The sequence below is a fragment of the Chryseobacterium endalhagicum genome, from assembly GCF_016745235.1.
Classification (GTDB): Bacteria; Bacteroidota; Bacteroidia; order Flavobacteriales; family Weeksellaceae; genus Chryseobacterium; species Chryseobacterium endalhagicum.
In genome coordinates this window covers 1,329,986-1,346,075 of sequence record NZ_JAELVM010000001.1, presented here as the reverse complement: position 1 = coordinate 1,346,075, position 16,090 = coordinate 1,329,986, and the positions used below count along the sequence as shown (strand labels likewise).

Sequence of the window (16,090 nt, the reverse complement as noted above, 5' to 3'; positions counted from 1 at the left end):
AAAGAGTGGCGATTTCATCGCTGATTAAGCAGACGGTTAAAAGGTGCGTTTCATCGAATTAATTAAGGATTGATGATTTCTTCGTCTATTGGACAGTAATGTTTAAATAAACTTTTTGAGGCAGAACCAACGCTTGTACTATTGGAGGGATTTTTTTAACAGGATCTTACAAAAGAAAATGCCAAATATTCCGTTTAATTCTTAAATTTGGTCCATGCGAAAGAATTTTTATCTCATCATCATATCATTTTGTCTTAGCAGCTGCTATACGTACCAGGTTAAAAAGCCAGCGGATCCGGCGACCGATAATAAGCAGGACTCTAAAAGGAATGCAGCTCTTGCTAATAATGCTTCTTCTGAGCAAGTGAAAAGTTCAATATCGGAATCTCAAAGTCAGAACTCACAACCAGCACCTGTTCCAATCAATGTTCAGGAGAAACTTGCCTCTAATAAAAAATATAAAATTGATGTTGATGGCAAGAGCTATAAAATCATCGTTGACAAGTGGGAAAGCGACAGTCTGGTGGCCCACCCAATCAGTAATCCTAAGAAAATTCTGAAATTCCATAAGAACCAGATCAATAGTGAGAAAATTGCGGAAAAACGTTTTTCACAACCCATCGCTGATATTATTACGGTGACGGCTTATGCGGGAATTGGAGTTTTAATATGGTCGCTTCTTAAATAATCATTTACCCTTTTCAGTAATTATACGCAGTTGCAGTGCTTGAATTAAACACAAAAAAAAGCCCTCTCTAAGAGAAGGCTGATCACTTAAGCTTTAGATTTCTTTGTCTCATCTGTTGCCTTTGATCTCGGTCTTGGTTTAATCATATTTAGGATTTTATTGCCCACTAAATTGTATGGATCGGCGGCAACAAAAGAAAATCCATCTATTGTCCTTATTATAGTTCCACCTTTGGGATGTGACTCAAATGAACAGATGTGATTAAAATTAACAGAGATAAGCAAATTATTAATTTGTTTAAATTCGATAAGCATGGTTGTAGTTTTTTATGGGTTATTATGATCAAATCTAAAGAAATATTTAATTTTGACAATAGATACTTTAAAAAATCACCCAAAAGTGTAAGACAGATCCAGATAAGCTATTTTCTACATTATTGATAATTCTCCTCTTTATATTCTACCTTCCACGCTATCGTAAGTCTCTGACTCATATTCGATTAGAGTTTCTGGACAAAAGTATGACGCTTGCGCCAACTGAGGACAGCAAACCTCTAACTTAATATACCAAAACCACAATTACAAAATTTCCCGTATCTTGCTACTACCCAACACCTATTTATGAAAATCATCAATTACACCAAAATTTTCAGAGAAGATTGTATTAAAATCTTTAAGAGTAATCAACCTAAATTTTTTGCGAGCGAAGAATTGCCGCTCTTTGAAAGCTTTCTGGATGATGATACTGAAGAGAATTACTTTGTGGTAAAAATTGATGGTCACGTAATAGGATGTGGTGGATTTTTCTTAGATACAAGGGACAATCGTGGAGGATTATCCTGGGGAATGGTTCATGCCGATTACCATGGAAAAGGAATTGGAAAAGCCTTTACCCAATACAGGATCGATTTGTTAAAAAAGACCTATCCTTCTATTCCCTACAAAATTGAAACCTCTCAGCATACCGCTGAATTTTATAAAAAGAATGGGTTTAGAACGGTAGAGATTGTCCCGGACGGATTTAGTAAAGGAATTGATAAATACACGATGATCATGGACGTCATTTAGTCTTACTGTATTACAACCACTCGTCAAATGTGGTTAATAGTTTTACTCTGCAAAAACAAAAATCCCTCAACTCATCGAGGGATTCTAAATATATCAATTACTAAATCCTTTACTTCAATTTCAGAAAGTAAAACTATTACTACTTCTTTACTTCATCAGATTATCTGATCTTTTGTACCAAAATTTCCCTATCAGAAAACCAATCGACGGAAATAGAAAAGAACTGCACATTCCAATCAATAAGAAGGTAAAATCATCATCGAACAATGGAAGATTTAAAAAGCCTAAATAAGTCCAATGCATATTTAGCCAATAATGCATCAGAAAAAAGCCTAATGTCCAATTGTCGCCACCGAATATAGAAGCATTTCCAGTGCCTCCATTTGAAATGATATACCCCAATATTAAAAGCAGATTGACGAAAAATATCCAAAGAACAGACCGGTATTTCATTTGATGTTTCGCATTAAGAAATCCTCCATAAATGGTCATCAATAAGGCTATCATGAAACATATGGTCCGTGAAACAGACAAATTTTCAACACCGGACAAGGCAAAATTCCATCCTAAAGGAATGCATAAAAGATACAGCAGCATTGAATAATTGATTCTCATCGTTTTTATTTGGCTTTAAGTTCTTTACAATAGGAATTTGGTTTTGGATACCTACTCTTACTTCTTTCAATAATACTTAAAAGTTTTTAAATTTTCGGATTTCCGATGAACACTTATTAAAACTTGTATACATCCGGCTATTCTACTCCTGCTGTATCCATTCAAATTTTCCGTCTTTCAAATAGATGATTCCGCCGCCACAGGCTTCTTCCTGATGAATAAAAATCCCGTCATTAGGCAGTTTGATTTTATCGGATTCCTTTACCTCTTCGTCGCTCATGATGTCTCCATTTTCATTGACGTTATTCCAGTAGATTTCACCTTTAGGCGCTTTTTCAAACACGCCGACCCAGTCTATATCATCAAATCCCTGACCCAAAATCTCTTTTCCCATGCCCAGATATTCCACTTTTTTGTTGCCGAACATAATTTCCAGGCCGTATTTTTTATTGTCTGTGTTTTGAACAATTTTCACCGTGTCCGGTAATTGATCTCCATCCAAATCGCAGGAAATTGAGTTTGGACTGTGTTTTTGTGATAAAACCACGTTGTCCTTTATATTGGGATTTGATTTTGGTGAATGATTTTCCTGCGGTTGGCTGGATGGTTTATGATTGGTGGGTTTTCGGGTTATTTCGTTTTTGGGTTGTTCTTTTTTATCGCTCTGACAACTTATAATGGTGAGGGCGGTAAAAAGGGATAGGGTTAAAAGTTTATTATTGATCATGGTGATGCTGGATCAGCGGCTAATATAGGTCCGGAAAATTCGTACTGAAGATCAGCCTCTGTGAGAAAAGTATTTAAAGAACTGTAAGAATTGTCCTCTATCGTTTCTGCAAGAATTTTACCTTCCTGAGTTAATTTTCCTTCAAGGTCAAAAAGTTTGATCAGAACCCATTTTCCACTGCGTTCCAGCTCTTTTGAACCATATTCGGATTTATATTTAATTTTTCCGCTTTGAAGAATGCCATCCTTTACCACTGCTTTATTGGCGGCTTTTCCTTTGGCATATTGCACAATCTGTGCGGTGAAGCCACTCTCCTGTTCCACCGGCTGGCTGTAGGTGTATGCAACAGCACCGTTTTCATCATAAATCGTAGAATTATAAACGGTCTGATTTGCATTAATCTTTGTTTCCACTTTTAATTTCCCCTCCTCTCTGAAAGATTTTAAGTATATTAAAAGACCATCTTTATACTGCTGTTCAACAAGTTCCTCGTACAAAGCTCCATCATAAGGTATACCCTCTTTATAAGTCACTGCCCCTTTTAACTTTCCGTCCGGATGATAATATCTGATCTCCTGGGGCATCTCATCTTTTATAACCTGTTCGGTAGATAATTTTCCATTTTCATCAAAAAATTTACTCAGGACTAAAGATCCGTTTTTATAAACATCGATAGCCGAGAATCCGGAAAATTCATAATTAAACTGATAATCCTCGCCGTCCTGTGGCTTGTAATACTCAATTTCTTTATCATATAGGTAGGTAAGGTTACCAATCTGCTTACCCGTTTCATCATAGGTTTTCTGATAGCCTCCTTTTTTGTTTTTCTTTTCTTCCTGAAGAATTCCACCGTTTTTGGAGTAGATGGTCGTTTCCGTTACGATTCCGTCTTTGTTCTGTTTTTCAATTTTGGAAACCTTCATCGGGTCCTGATAATACTCTACCAATACTTTATCGCTGGAACTTCCGGAGCTGTTTGATCCGATGTATTTTCCTTTATCGCCATAGTATTTAGTTTCAAACAGTTCTTCTTTGCTGTTGCTGATGGTTTCATAACGGATTCCTTTAATATCTTCATCATATACAACCGATTTGAAACTGTCGGGAGTATCATACGTGGTAATCGTATTGTTATAAGACATTTCTTCCGGGTTTTTATAGTTGTAGATGGTCCCTGTAAAAGTACCGTCTGCTTTATAAACCAAATCCTCCTGCACTCTTCCCTGCTGATCAAAAGTCTTAGCCGGTCCTACCTGGTTACCTCCGGAGAATGTCCCTGTACTCAATACTTTGCCTTCCGCAGTGTACCAGGTGATTTTACCCTCATAGACTTCATTTCCCGGTGTAGCATCAGAAACAAGACCTTCCATCTGAAGTGTTCCGTTCTTATAAAAGTCTCTGATTAAAGTAAGTTTTCCTTTACGTTCTGTTTCCCGGTAATACTGCATTTTGCTCTGAGTGGTTTTCTCCCAGTTTTCATCAAAGTACATTTTTTCCTGTGCATTGGCGTGCATGCTTATGATCAGGGCAAAAACCGCTGATGTAAATAATTTTTTCATATTTTTTTAAACTTTAGATATACGCAAAAGCCTTAAAAACAGTTTATCTGCGCTATTGTAATGTGTTTTATTCCTTAAATTCTTTTCCTGTGAAAATATCAATATAATAACTTTCTTCTTTGTCCGGTCCAATCTGTCTGGTAGCGAATCCGTCTGCCGAAACGGATTTATACATTGTCGTGGTGATCCGTTTTTTATTTTGGGCATCATACAGATACGAGCCATCTTCTTTTCCCATTTTTAAGAAAACTATCATTTTTTGATAGTCAAGTACATTGATGTCATTACATTCTGCCGGAATGATCCATTGCTGTGTTTTGCTGTTCCATAATCCCTTTTTGGAGGGCAGATTATCTTTTCCGGTTTGAATCACAAACAAATTTTCCTGATTGTACACCTTTTTAATCTTTTCTACCTGATAGCCTTTTTCAATAAAAGAAGGTGAAATAATCCGCTCAGATTCCGGCCAGAGTATTTCGCCGATATTTCCGAGGATAAAGAAATCAGGTGCTTCAATGGACTGCAGGAAATTCCCTTTTGTGTCTACATATTTGTAATCGTATTTCCATTGACCGTAATTAAATGCACCCAGAATAAAATAGGGTGTTTTATTGACGGAGGAAATTAAGGTTACCTTGTTGAGAAAGCTAATCTGCTCGTCACTCAGATGGGAAAACGTAATGGGAAATGCCTTGTCGAAAGTAGGATAAGGAAGAATTTCATTCGTTTTTATATCTTTCAACAGATTTGAATTGGCAGGACGCTGCACATATCGGGTTTCGTTCAGTGAATCCAGTAAAATGCTTTTACCATTGGCCTGAATAGTGATTTCTTTGATGGGTTTTAACTCTTTTGTCTTCTTCATTTTTCCATCAAAAGCATAAAAAACAGCATTCCCGTTTTTTTCTGAAACTAAAACTTTGTCATCCGTAAAGGTAAAGTATATCTGATCTGCCATTTCTTTAACCTTATCTCCTTTGATCTCATACAATTTCTCATTCATCACAAAATGGTTCTCGTCTAATGAATTCAAATCCAATGAAATTCCTTCTTCATAATCCTCCACATTGCGTGTTTTGGAAGCTATTTTCTGACCGGTTTGCAGTACCGAGATGGTTACGTCAGAAAAAGTTGCCGTTTTATCAACTCCACTTCCTAAAATATTCCAGTCCCATTTCCAGACTGGCAGTGTTTTTTCATATTCTCTTGATTCCTCAATGAGTGTCAATGTTCCCAGATCGTAGGTTTCATATTTTTTGTCGCTAAAATCTCTGATGAAGTTCCCTTTTACATCTATAATTCCCTGTCTGAAATCTTTATCATAGACAAAGGCATATCCTTTTGGGCTGAACTTCGAGGCGTGAGCAAATTCTTTGTCAATGACGGGTTTAAGATTTTCATCCACGTATCGGAATAGTCCGTTTTTCTGCAAAATGGGGATCATTACTTTAGCCTGTTTTGATACCATCACGGATGCATTTTTATCGGCGGATTTATTAGAACAACCAATTGACAAACTTACCGCTGCTATCATTAAAACTCCCGTTATTCTCATCATAGTTCTGCATTGTCTTTTCCGGACCCATAGAAAAATTTCATCATTGTGTTTTGGTGTCCGAAATAATTATAAACAAAGATCTGTAAAAGCATCACCGCATAAAATCCCTGCTTTCAGCTAATTTGTGCCCTTACCCCCGTTTCGAAATAAAATAATAAAAGAGGAATGGATGGATGAGTTTTACAGATCTTATTTTAATGTGAGCTAGTGTTATAATATTTTTTAGGAATGTCAATGGTGAATTTTGCTTCGCAAGTGAATAGTCAATTGATGGCGGATAGTAAAATTCAAAATCTTCTAAAATCCATACCTTTCGCTACCTCAATCCTAATTTTCTTATCCCGAACTCAGTTTATTTTAAAAATGATTTTAGCAATCAAACTGAATGGCTATTTCTGCTGCTTTTTTAATGATTTTTCCTTTTTTCGCATGGGAAGAGAGATAGAGAATCACCCGCTCCTCTTCATAATCTCTGTTGGCCCCGAAAATAAAATCTGGTTTTCCATCCTTGTCAATATCTCCTATGAAAAGCAGTTCAACAAAAGTATCATTGAATGATTCTTCCTGTAAGAACAGGGTTTCCGGAGCATTATTGGCTGACAGATAAAGCTTATAATCCTTTACATTTTGATAGAGTTCCTCCCCTTCATCCGTGTGTACTTTTTCTGATGAAAGCACTTTTCCTTCTGCCCGCAATGTGTACTCTTCATTTCCAAGGCGAAATTTCAGTTTTTCTGTTGGCCAAATTTTATTCTTTGCAATTTTCACTGTCTTTATTTCACCAGGTGCCAATCGTGAATGGCCTATGAGTAAAAGACTGTTATTTTTAGAATGAATGACTTTTGTAGAATCTCCTGAGCATTCAGAAAACCCTTTTGTGACGGTATAATCAGCTTTACCCAAATAAAATTTTCCTTCCTTTTGATATAAGTCCAGCCAATCCTTTGCAAGTCCGTTGACTTCATTGTCTTTTCCGAAGTCCCGGTACTCTTTAGGGAGAAGAATACTGATAGGTTCCGTTGGTTCTTCAACCGGATTCTGTTTCAGATCCGTTGAATCTTTACTAAGCTGAACCTGTTCCTGAGGAGATACTGTTTTATTTTTTGTTTCCTGCTTTTTATCTTTACAGGAAATCGTCATGAGTAAGGGTAAAAAAATCAAAATTGTTTTCTTCATTGTTTTGCTCTTTATTGATGATAGGCTTCCAACGATGGGACACCTTCCGAATCAAAATTACATTTATTCATCTCCATTTTGATTATACTATTTGTCTTCACAAATACTAAAGGCAAATTTGTGCAAAAAAATCATGATAAAACATCCCTGTTTTCAGCCAATTTGTTCAGTTTGGTCTCATCCCTGAAATTAGCTGAAAACAGGGATTGAAAAAACGCACAGGAATAACGAGTTTTGGCTTTATCTATGAAGGGGCTCATCTATGACGGTATTCACTGTCCTATTATTTAAATTGAATATGAAATATAACCCGTGAGAAACCGTAAAGTAATAACTTTGCCTTCTCTATATCCTGAACAATGCTGATTAATTTTTTTTCCTTTTTACGCTTCCCCATTCTCTTTCTATGTCTTGTCTTAGCGGGTCATTCTGCATCAGCTCAGGAAGTTTCCAACAGTCCGGAACAGCTGTACAAAAAATACAAACCGGGAAGTACCCAGCGAATGATGATGACCGGCAAATATGCACAGGCTCTATTTTTCAATAAACAGCAAGATAAAGCGATTGCCATTTTAAATGAAAATATTGCTTATGCTAAAAAGGAACCGGACGGAAAATATGCGGCCTATTTATACATTATTGCTGCGATCAACTACAGACTGATGGACAATGTTAAAGCCTATGAAAATGCATCCAGACTCGCCCAATTTTATGAAGCAAAAACAAAAGATCAGGAAACAAAAGGCTATGTAGCCTATGGAATTGGCTGGATCCGTGCCCGAAATAATAAAGAAGCCGAGGCGGTCCGCCATTTTTTAAAAGCCCTGTCCTCCTATGAGAAAGCACCCAATTCTGAAAGTTTAAACAATAGAAAAGCATCGGTATACCGGGAATTAAACAGTATTTATGCCGATTGGAATGAGTACCAGCTTCAGGAGAAATACAGTAAGTTATCATTGGAAATTGCCTTACAGCAGAAAGATCCCATGAACTTGTTCGATTCTTATATGGCGATGGGCTATATGTACGAAAAACGCTATGAATCTACCGATAATAAAGCTTTTATCAACCTGGCAGAATCGTATTATCTCAAAGCAATAGAGACGTATAAAACCAATAAGGCGCGTATGCCTATTCCGTCTACCCTTTCTTTTGTAGCGATCAATCTGGCCAATCTGTATTTAAATTATTTCCCTGAATCCTACAGAGACAAAGTGCTGTATTATGCTAATTTAGCTAAAACCCAGGGTACCGCAACAGGAAATCATGACCATGCTGCATCAGCAAATGGTATTCTGGCAGAATTAGCTTTGCAGAATGGTCATCAGGAAGACGCGAAAAACTACTTGATGACGGCATTGGCAGAATCGGAGTATAATAATATCGAAGATCCGCAGGTCAAGCTTTCTATTTTTGAAAATCTCTCCCAACTTTTTCAAAATGAAAATAATTTTAAAGAAGCCATATTTTACCAAAAGAAGTATATAGAAACCTTTAAGCAGGTTTATGATCAGAAAAATACAGCTCTGGGTAAAAGACTGGAAATCCAGTATGAAAGGGAGAAGCAAAAACAGCAGTTGCTCCGTCTGCAATTAGCCTCTGAAAAGCAGGAACAGCGTCTTAAGGAAATGGGCTGGCACAGTCTGCAGCAGGCTCAGAAACTGGAAAATCTGGAGTTAACGAAAGAGAATCAGTTTAGAAAACTGGAATTAACTGAAATTGAAAACAGTAAAAAAGCTCAGGAACTCCGTTTATCACAGCTGGAATCTTCTAATAGAAAACGGGAAGTCGATCTCTATAAAGCGCGGGTGGATTATAAGGAGAAAATCAATACCTTTTATATCGGGTTGATCGCTTCTGTTTCTTTACTGCTCATTTTGCTGTTGTATGCCTATTTTCAGAGGACAAAAGGCATTAAGCAAAAAGAAAAATTACATCTTCTCGAAATGGATAAGGTGATACAGGACTCAAAAATATCCAATCTTACACTGATGCTGGAAGGTCAGGAACAGGAAAGAGGAAGAATAGCCCGGGATCTGCACGATGGCCTCGGAAGTTTACTGTCCGGAACCAAAATGAATCTGTTTTTACTAAAAGATAAATCCAGCGATCACCATCAGCCGCAAATCGAGCGATCCATGGCGCAGATCGATATTGCAGTGGACGAACTTCGCCGTGTTGCGCATAATCTGATGCCGGATCTGTTACTGAAGTATGGCCTTCAGGAAACGCTGATGGAATATGTTTCCCGGATGACTAGTCCGAAACTGGATGTTGATGTTCAGTTTTTACATTATTCAAATCAGCTGCCATTGGAAAGTCAGTTGCTGGTGTACAGAATTGTTCAGGAATTGGTCAATAATGCTGTAAAACATGCCGCCGCAGAACAGATCATTATTCAGTTTATCGAAAATGAATCCGATTATGTGATTATCGTGGAAGATGATGGAGAAGGTTTTGACACCAAGATCCTGAATCACGCTCATTCCGCAGGATTTCATAACATCCGTTCACGCGTTGAGTTCCTGAAAGGCAGTCTGCAGATAGAATCCCAGATCCATATAGGAACCAATATTGAGATTAAATTTCCAAAATAAAAACAAACCATGATTAAAATTGCTATAACCGATGATCACCCATTATTGCTGGAAGGCTTAAAAAATATTCTTTCTCAACAGGAGAACTTTACGGTCGTCGGCTGCTACTCTTCAGCAAGTGAACTTCTTACAGGACTGGAAAACCAGATTATAGATGTTTTATTACTGGATATTAACCTTTCCGATAGTAACAGTATAGATTTAATTAAGCCCATATTAAAAAAATATCCGGCTACCCAGATCATGATGCTGAGTGTGCATAATGAATTTGCCGTCATCAACAGTACCCTGGAAGAAGGCGCTATGGGCTACATCCAGAAAAATGCGCTGGTCACGGAAATCATTTTGGGCATACAGATGATCCTTAAAGGTGAGAAATTCCTCTGCAATCAGACCCAAAAAATTGTAGAAATGAAAACGAATTCCGGATTGAATGCAGTACCGAAATTAACCCGAAGAGAAAAGGAAATCTTACTGGAAGCGTCTTTGGGTCTTACCACCATTCAGATAGCCGATAAGCTGTTTATAAGCCCGCACACGGTAGAAAGTCACCGCAAAAACCTGATCGTTAAATTCAAAACCACCAACTTAAGTACGGCCATAAAATTAGCCATGGAATACGGATTGGTACGTCCATAGTGAAACTAACCTCACTGCTTATCTGTTTTTTATTTTCACGTGAGTCTGGGGCAAAAAGAATTGATTAAAACATTTTTAAAAAGATCTAAGGAAAATCCTGGCGCCTAAGTTTTGGCTAAAGCCTTTTGCAACAGGTATATCCTGTAGGCGGGCTTCAGCCTAATCATGTTCAGAAGAATTTTTCCTCTAGCTTTTTTATTTACTATTTTTTATCACAAAGGAAGACAAAGATTTGTTTTCTTTGAATGCTATTATTAAGATAAACAAAGGCGTAGACTTATCAATGTAAGACAAGGGTAATTTCTATTGTTGTATTTCTTAAAATAAGCGAAGCGGCTTTGTTTTTCTTAAAAAAAAGTATTTAATATAATCTTTGTCTTCCTTTGCGATAAAAAAATCGAAAAAATCGCTACGGTTTTTGATCATATAAAACTTTAAAAGATTCCATTTTTGTTTAGTCATGAGCGGCAAATTTTTCTTCCGACCACCGCTAGCCTGAAGCCCGCCCCTATTGAATACACACGAAACCATTAGGAATATCTGCCAGTCTATCAATATGTTGAGCATGATCACAAGGAAAAAAAGTAATTCCAATTTGTATTTTTTCAGTTTTATCATCTCACTGATATTATCGCGAACTTAATTTATTTTAATCTGGATTAATTAAAAATAACTTTCCGATGTGACCTTTTTTGACTATTTTTACCTGATAATATGTAAATAATATATGAGAAAGATCGTACTCGCCGGAATAATGACTTTAGGAGGATTTCTGACAGCTAACGCGCAGTGTCAGACCGTATCCACAATCACAGAAAATTTTGACACGTGGAAAGATATGAATAAGTGCTGGACGGCTCAGCCGGGAAAAGCAATGCTGTATGCAAGTGACAAAAGAATCATATTTTATTCGATGACGAGCCCTGGAGAAAATATGTATTTAACGACCCCGAAAATCAAGGCCGGAACCTATACACTTACCCTTGATGTTTCGGACAACGGAGGAGAAACTACCCTGGAATTATTCTCAATAGGCAGTACATCTGATGCAAAATCTTATGTTTCAATAGCCAAACCTTCAAAAATAACGGGAGATAAAAAAACATATGAAATTTCTTTCAAAAAGGACAATCATCTGGGATTGAAAGTTCTACTGAATGGCATACATCAGGCGGTTTACGTAGACAATTTCTCTTTGAAACCAAAAAAATAAATCTTTTAAAAGATTACAATAAACCCGGCTGTCTCTTCGATACAGCCGGGTTTATTGTATATCAGAATTTTATAATCTGAAAGGTTCTGCAAACTGATCATGAAAAATTTTGAACAGAATAATTTAAATCCTAAAAAATGATCATTCGAGATAATTTCTTCAAGTGTTCGTGGAAAAACAAGTGAAGTTTTTTTGACGCAAAGATTTTATTTTAGACCGTGTTGAATTTCAAGGAAAGCAAAGGATCTGACTTCGTCAGTGATGAAGCGGACGTATTATCCATTCGCTTAATCGAATCAATCGAAGATTGATTCTCTTCTTTGCATTCCTTAAAATATACAGTCTCAGAATCGAACTTTGCGTCAAAAAAATTAATCATGTATTTGATCGTTAATCACAAAAAAAAGGCGATCTCATGTTTGAAATAACCTTTATTTAATTGTATAGATGGTCAGATTTTAGTTGAGCTTCTGATTTGCTTTTTGGATAAAATCATTCCACTGTTTGTTCAGGTACACAATGGCTTCCTTTTTCTGATCTTTATTCAGCGAAGAATAATTAATGGAATTGAAAACCAGTTTTTTAAGTGCTTTCACATCGAGTTCCCAATACACGAAAGCGACCCAGAAATCGTAACTAAGACCATCATAACCGTAAACCGAAGGATCATCACTGTTAATGGAACACTGAACGCCATTGCTCAGCAAAACTCTCGCAGGGTGATTCCGGAAATCGCTGACATACCCCAGGATCTGATTACTGATCGGGCTTACCTCAACCAGTTTGCCCTGTTTTCTGATCAGCTCCATGGATTTTGGAAAATAAATCAGATTCAGGCCATGCCCGATGCGCTGGTTATTCAAAATGGAAATATCAAGGACGTTTTTATTAAGTACAGAATTACTTTCGCCGGCATGCAGGAAAAGTGGCATGTCTACTTCATACTTTTTAGACAGCTCATTCAGTTTTGTCCAGTTGTTCTGGAAAGAATAAATGCTGTTTCCGGCTGCTTCATCCGCTACAAGGTCGAAACCTGAGATCATATCCGGAAATTCTTTTTTGAGCCCGAAAGCTACTTCAAGCTGTTTATCAATACTTGCGGGATCTAAGAATTTAAAACTTGAATAAATTAATTTCAGCGTAAACTGAGGATTGGACTGATGTACTTCTTTAATCACATCCTGCAGATCCGTGATAGAAGTCTTTAAAGGATATTTTCCATGCTGAAAATCGTAAAGCTCATCAAAAATAAATCTGATTTCCACATGCTGTACATGATCTTTTGCTAAATCCTGAAATCCTTTTAAATAATATTCCTTAAAAAACGGACGGTAAGGCAACAGCAGATTAATTCTTTTAAAACGCTTTTCAAATTCTATCCAGTAATCTGTGTAACTGCATAAATTATCACGTTTCAGAATCAGAAGTTCTTTTAATTTACTTTCAAAACCGGGATCTGAGATCAGCTTTTTATCAAGGCTTACAAATCCCTGCGGAACATTTTCTTTCGCAAAAAACGCCAGCTGCCCGAAGATGAACTGGTCATTATCTTTCTGATCATAAACGTAGCATTCTTTGTATTTTCTTGCTGCAGAAATTATCCAATCTACATTGGTTATCCCTCCGCTGTGGGTATGCAGCAGACCTCCTTTTGGCATCATCTGAAGAACATCAAACAATTTACTGGTTTCTATAAGGGGCTTTAACTCGTTAAATGAACGGCTAAATAAAGGCAGTTTTTGCGTTTCTGTTTCGGCAAGGAACTGCTTCCGCATCTGAAACAGTTTTTTATCCAACGCGGTTTCGGCATCAGATAATTTTATATCGGCATCAAAGGCCAGTGCACTATTTTCCTGTTCCAGCAATTTCCAGTTCTGTTCGTAAGCAGCTTGCCCGGCCACTTTATTCTGGCATCCAAACAATGGAAATCCAAAAAGTAAAATATAAGAAAGGTATTTTTTCATCATAACATCATACTATTGAAATCCGATCCGCCCATTGATTCTGTTTATCAGTTGTTTTCAACAAACAGCTGCGCAGATAAAATCATGATCAAAAATATAATTATTTTTTCTGGTAAAATAGCTTCTGCCCATAAAAAAATGACTGTCCATCCTATATTTTTGCCAAACCGCGCTGAAATTGAACGATATAAATCCTTTTATTACAGAAATCTCTTTGTTTAATTTTAGTTTAAAGAAATTACAGTTAATTCTTTAATCGCAAGGATAGACAAGACGAATTTAAAATGATCTTATTTTAAGATAAACAAAGGCGTTTCACTTATTTTCGAAATACAAAAAAGTATACACTTATTGATCAGCTAATTAAATAACCTGAGTTCAGGATAAGAAGTTAAGATTAAAAAACTGAAAACATGAAACTGGAGGCTGGAAATTACTATTCCAATGTTCCCGATGGAACCTGTTAAAACAATATTCATTTTATTACATTTTTTGTTGATGTAAAATTCTGAATAATGTACTCACCGGACTTATCCAAATCTAACCTCTTCTTAGCCAAAACAAGAAAAGTTATTCACCATGCAAAAATGCTGGATAAGTTAATTTTCGGGCTCTATCAGAGAATTTAGCGTGTTTTTTTCAGACAGAGGAGTATTTTTTGATGATGAAGTTTAAAAACAAAAAATACATCACCATTAAAACCTTTACAATTAAATCAAATTAATTAAAATAAATTATTAAAACTAAACAAATAATACAAATTTTTCAAATTAAAAGCATTAATAGTAAAAAAATCTATATTCGTTTCAATAAAACACAAATATAATATGAATACAAAAAATTTAATTCTTTCTCTTTCAGGATTTATCCTCGGATTTCTTCTGAGTGCCGGAATTATTTTAGTTACAGTTTATTTTACCGGTCTATTAGAAGTAAAAAAAGCTTAAGATGAAAAAAAGCCACTTAAAAAAAGGATTTATTGCAGGATTAATTACAGGTATTATCATTGCATGTTCATTTCTGGGGTATCTTTATTATCTCACTAAAAAATAGAGCACCACCAGTGAAGAATTTTCCATAAAAGATTCATCCCGTGACGGTCAAAAAATTCATCCTGTTTTTTTCTTGTCTAAAATCCACCGCTTACATCTTGCAGAAGGTCTTTCAATGACAAAACGATACAGAAGCCCAGCTAAAAGACATGCTGCCAGACAGGTGAAAAGGCAGAGGTTATCCGACGTTTCCATTCCCAACTGATCAAAAGCAGCCTGCACCCAATGAATAATTCCTTTGTGAGAAAGATAAACAGCATAAGACAAACCTGCCAGCTCCACAGTGATGAAACTTTTCGTCCTGAACAGAAATGATGATCTGGAAACTGCAGCCATCAGAATAAGACCATAACTTAATGCCACACCAGTAAATCCAAAGATAGAAGCCTCTTTAGAAACCTGGTCATTACAGAACCATAATGAAAATCCCAGAAAAATAATTCCAGGAATAAAAATCCTGTTTCCATATGTATGAACCATCTTTTGAAACGGAACAGAACAGTTCATTAAATATCCAATAATCACCCCAACAGCCAGACCATCCAGTCTGGTATGGGTAGGATAATACAGTTTCATATACCATTCCTTCCAAAAATCCGGTGTATCCAGCACAGGAACGACAGCATATTTCCAGGTCAAAAATCTTGCTGTGAGAGAAAACAGGATCAGGAAAGCCGAAAAAAGCATAGTATATTTTAAGACTTTTGCTTTTTGGGCGGTCAGAAGGAGCAAAGGAAGGAGCAGATAAAACTGTTCTTCAATGCACAATGACCAGGCATGGGAAAATGTTCCGCGGTTAATGACATCCAGTCCGTAATTCTGGGTAAAAGTGATGAATTTCCATAACGGAGGCAAAGCTTCCCTTTCCCTGAACGGAGGAAATAAAAAATACACAACAATCGTGAAAAAATAGGGCGGAATAATTCTGAAAAACCGTTTTGTAAAGAAGATTTTTAAATTTATAGTGCCGTTTTTCTCCATTTCTTTAAACAGCTGCCCGGATATGAGAAAACCGCTCAGTACAAAGAACAGATCGACTCCTGTCCAGCCATATTTTCCAATGGTATCAATCCAGGCGGGATGCTCAAAAGCGCGATAATGATACATTAAAACCAATAAAATGGCTAAAGCCCGTAAATGATCCAGGCCGTGAAGTTTTTCAGAAGAATATGGGTCTGCAGACATTATTTTTTCTGCAAATCTTGTAAAACCCATCAAGGTTTTTAAGCTTCAAT

12 protein-coding genes are annotated in these 16,090 nt (G+C 36.6%); 5 read left to right on the top strand and 7 right to left on the bottom strand.

Annotated features, from left to right (window positions below):
• The first annotated feature begins 214 nt into the window (after positions 1-214).
• On the top strand, positions 215-688 hold the full coding sequence (locus JET18_RS05945) for a hypothetical protein (protein ID WP_202089693.1): 474 nt from the start codon (positions 215-217) through the stop codon (positions 686-688).
• Positions 689-774: 86 nt separating this feature from the next.
• Here the strand turns inward: JET18_RS05945 and JET18_RS05940 are convergent, their stop codons facing one another.
• Entirely contained in the window at positions 775-1,002 is a 228-nt protein-coding gene (locus JET18_RS05940; RefSeq protein WP_090022664.1) for a hypothetical protein, read from the bottom strand.
• Positions 1,003-1,308: 306 nt separating this feature from the next.
• On the opposite strand from JET18_RS05940, the gene JET18_RS05935 reads away from it, so the two are divergent.
• Positions 1,309-1,755, top strand: a complete 447-nt coding sequence (locus tag JET18_RS05935) for a GNAT family N-acetyltransferase (RefSeq protein ID WP_202089692.1) — start codon at positions 1,309-1,311, stop codon at positions 1,753-1,755.
• A 757-nt stretch (positions 1,756-2,512) separates the two neighbouring features.
• Here the strand turns inward: JET18_RS05935 and JET18_RS05930 are convergent.
• The 4 genes from JET18_RS05930 to JET18_RS05915 all read right to left on the bottom strand — a co-directional run bounded on the left by JET18_RS05930 (position 2,513) and on the right by JET18_RS05915 (position 7,390).
• Positions 2,513-3,097, bottom strand: a complete 585-nt coding sequence (locus JET18_RS05930; RefSeq protein ID WP_202089691.1) for a hypothetical protein — start codon at positions 3,095-3,097, stop codon at positions 2,513-2,515.
• Positions 3,094-4,656, bottom strand: coding sequence for a toxin-antitoxin system YwqK family antitoxin (locus JET18_RS05925; protein WP_202089690.1), 1,563 nt, complete (start codon positions 4,654-4,656; stop codon positions 3,094-3,096). The genes JET18_RS05930 and JET18_RS05925 overlap by 4 nt, the downstream gene beginning before the upstream one ends.
• 67 nt (positions 4,657-4,723) lie before the next feature.
• A complete protein-coding gene (locus JET18_RS05920) occupies positions 4,724-6,214 on the bottom strand; it encodes a hypothetical protein (RefSeq protein WP_202089689.1) in 1,491 nt (496 codons plus the stop codon).
• Between the two features lie 369 nt (positions 6,215-6,583).
• Entirely contained in the window at positions 6,584-7,390 is an 807-nt protein-coding gene (locus JET18_RS05915; protein WP_202089688.1) for a hypothetical protein, read from the bottom strand.
• Positions 7,391-7,749: 359 nt separating this feature from the next.
• Here JET18_RS05915 and JET18_RS05910 point away from each other — a divergent pair, with 359 nt between their 5' ends.
• From JET18_RS05910 to JET18_RS05900, 3 genes are all read left to right on the top strand, one after another.
• Positions 7,750-9,987, top strand: a complete 2,238-nt coding sequence (locus tag JET18_RS05910; RefSeq protein WP_202089687.1) for a sensor histidine kinase — start codon at positions 7,750-7,752, stop codon at positions 9,985-9,987.
• Between the two features lie 9 nt (positions 9,988-9,996).
• Positions 9,997-10,626, top strand: a complete 630-nt coding sequence (locus JET18_RS05905; RefSeq protein ID WP_202089686.1) for a response regulator transcription factor — start codon at positions 9,997-9,999, stop codon at positions 10,624-10,626.
• Positions 10,627-11,353: 727 nt separating this feature from the next.
• Positions 11,354-11,839 (top strand): hypothetical protein, encoded by a 486-nt coding sequence (locus tag JET18_RS05900; RefSeq protein WP_202089685.1) that lies wholly within the window; start codon positions 11,354-11,356, stop codon positions 11,837-11,839.
• Between the two features lie 458 nt (positions 11,840-12,297).
• Here the strand turns inward: JET18_RS05900 and JET18_RS05895 are convergent, their stop codons facing one another.
• Entirely contained in the window at positions 12,298-13,806 is a 1,509-nt protein-coding gene (locus JET18_RS05895) for an amidohydrolase family protein (protein ID WP_202089684.1), read from the bottom strand.
• A 1,106-nt stretch (positions 13,807-14,912) separates the two neighbouring features.
• Positions 14,913-16,070, bottom strand: coding sequence for an acyltransferase family protein (locus JET18_RS05890; RefSeq protein ID WP_228728489.1), 1,158 nt, complete (start codon positions 16,068-16,070; stop codon positions 14,913-14,915).
• Between the last annotated feature and the right edge of the window lie 20 nt (positions 16,071-16,090).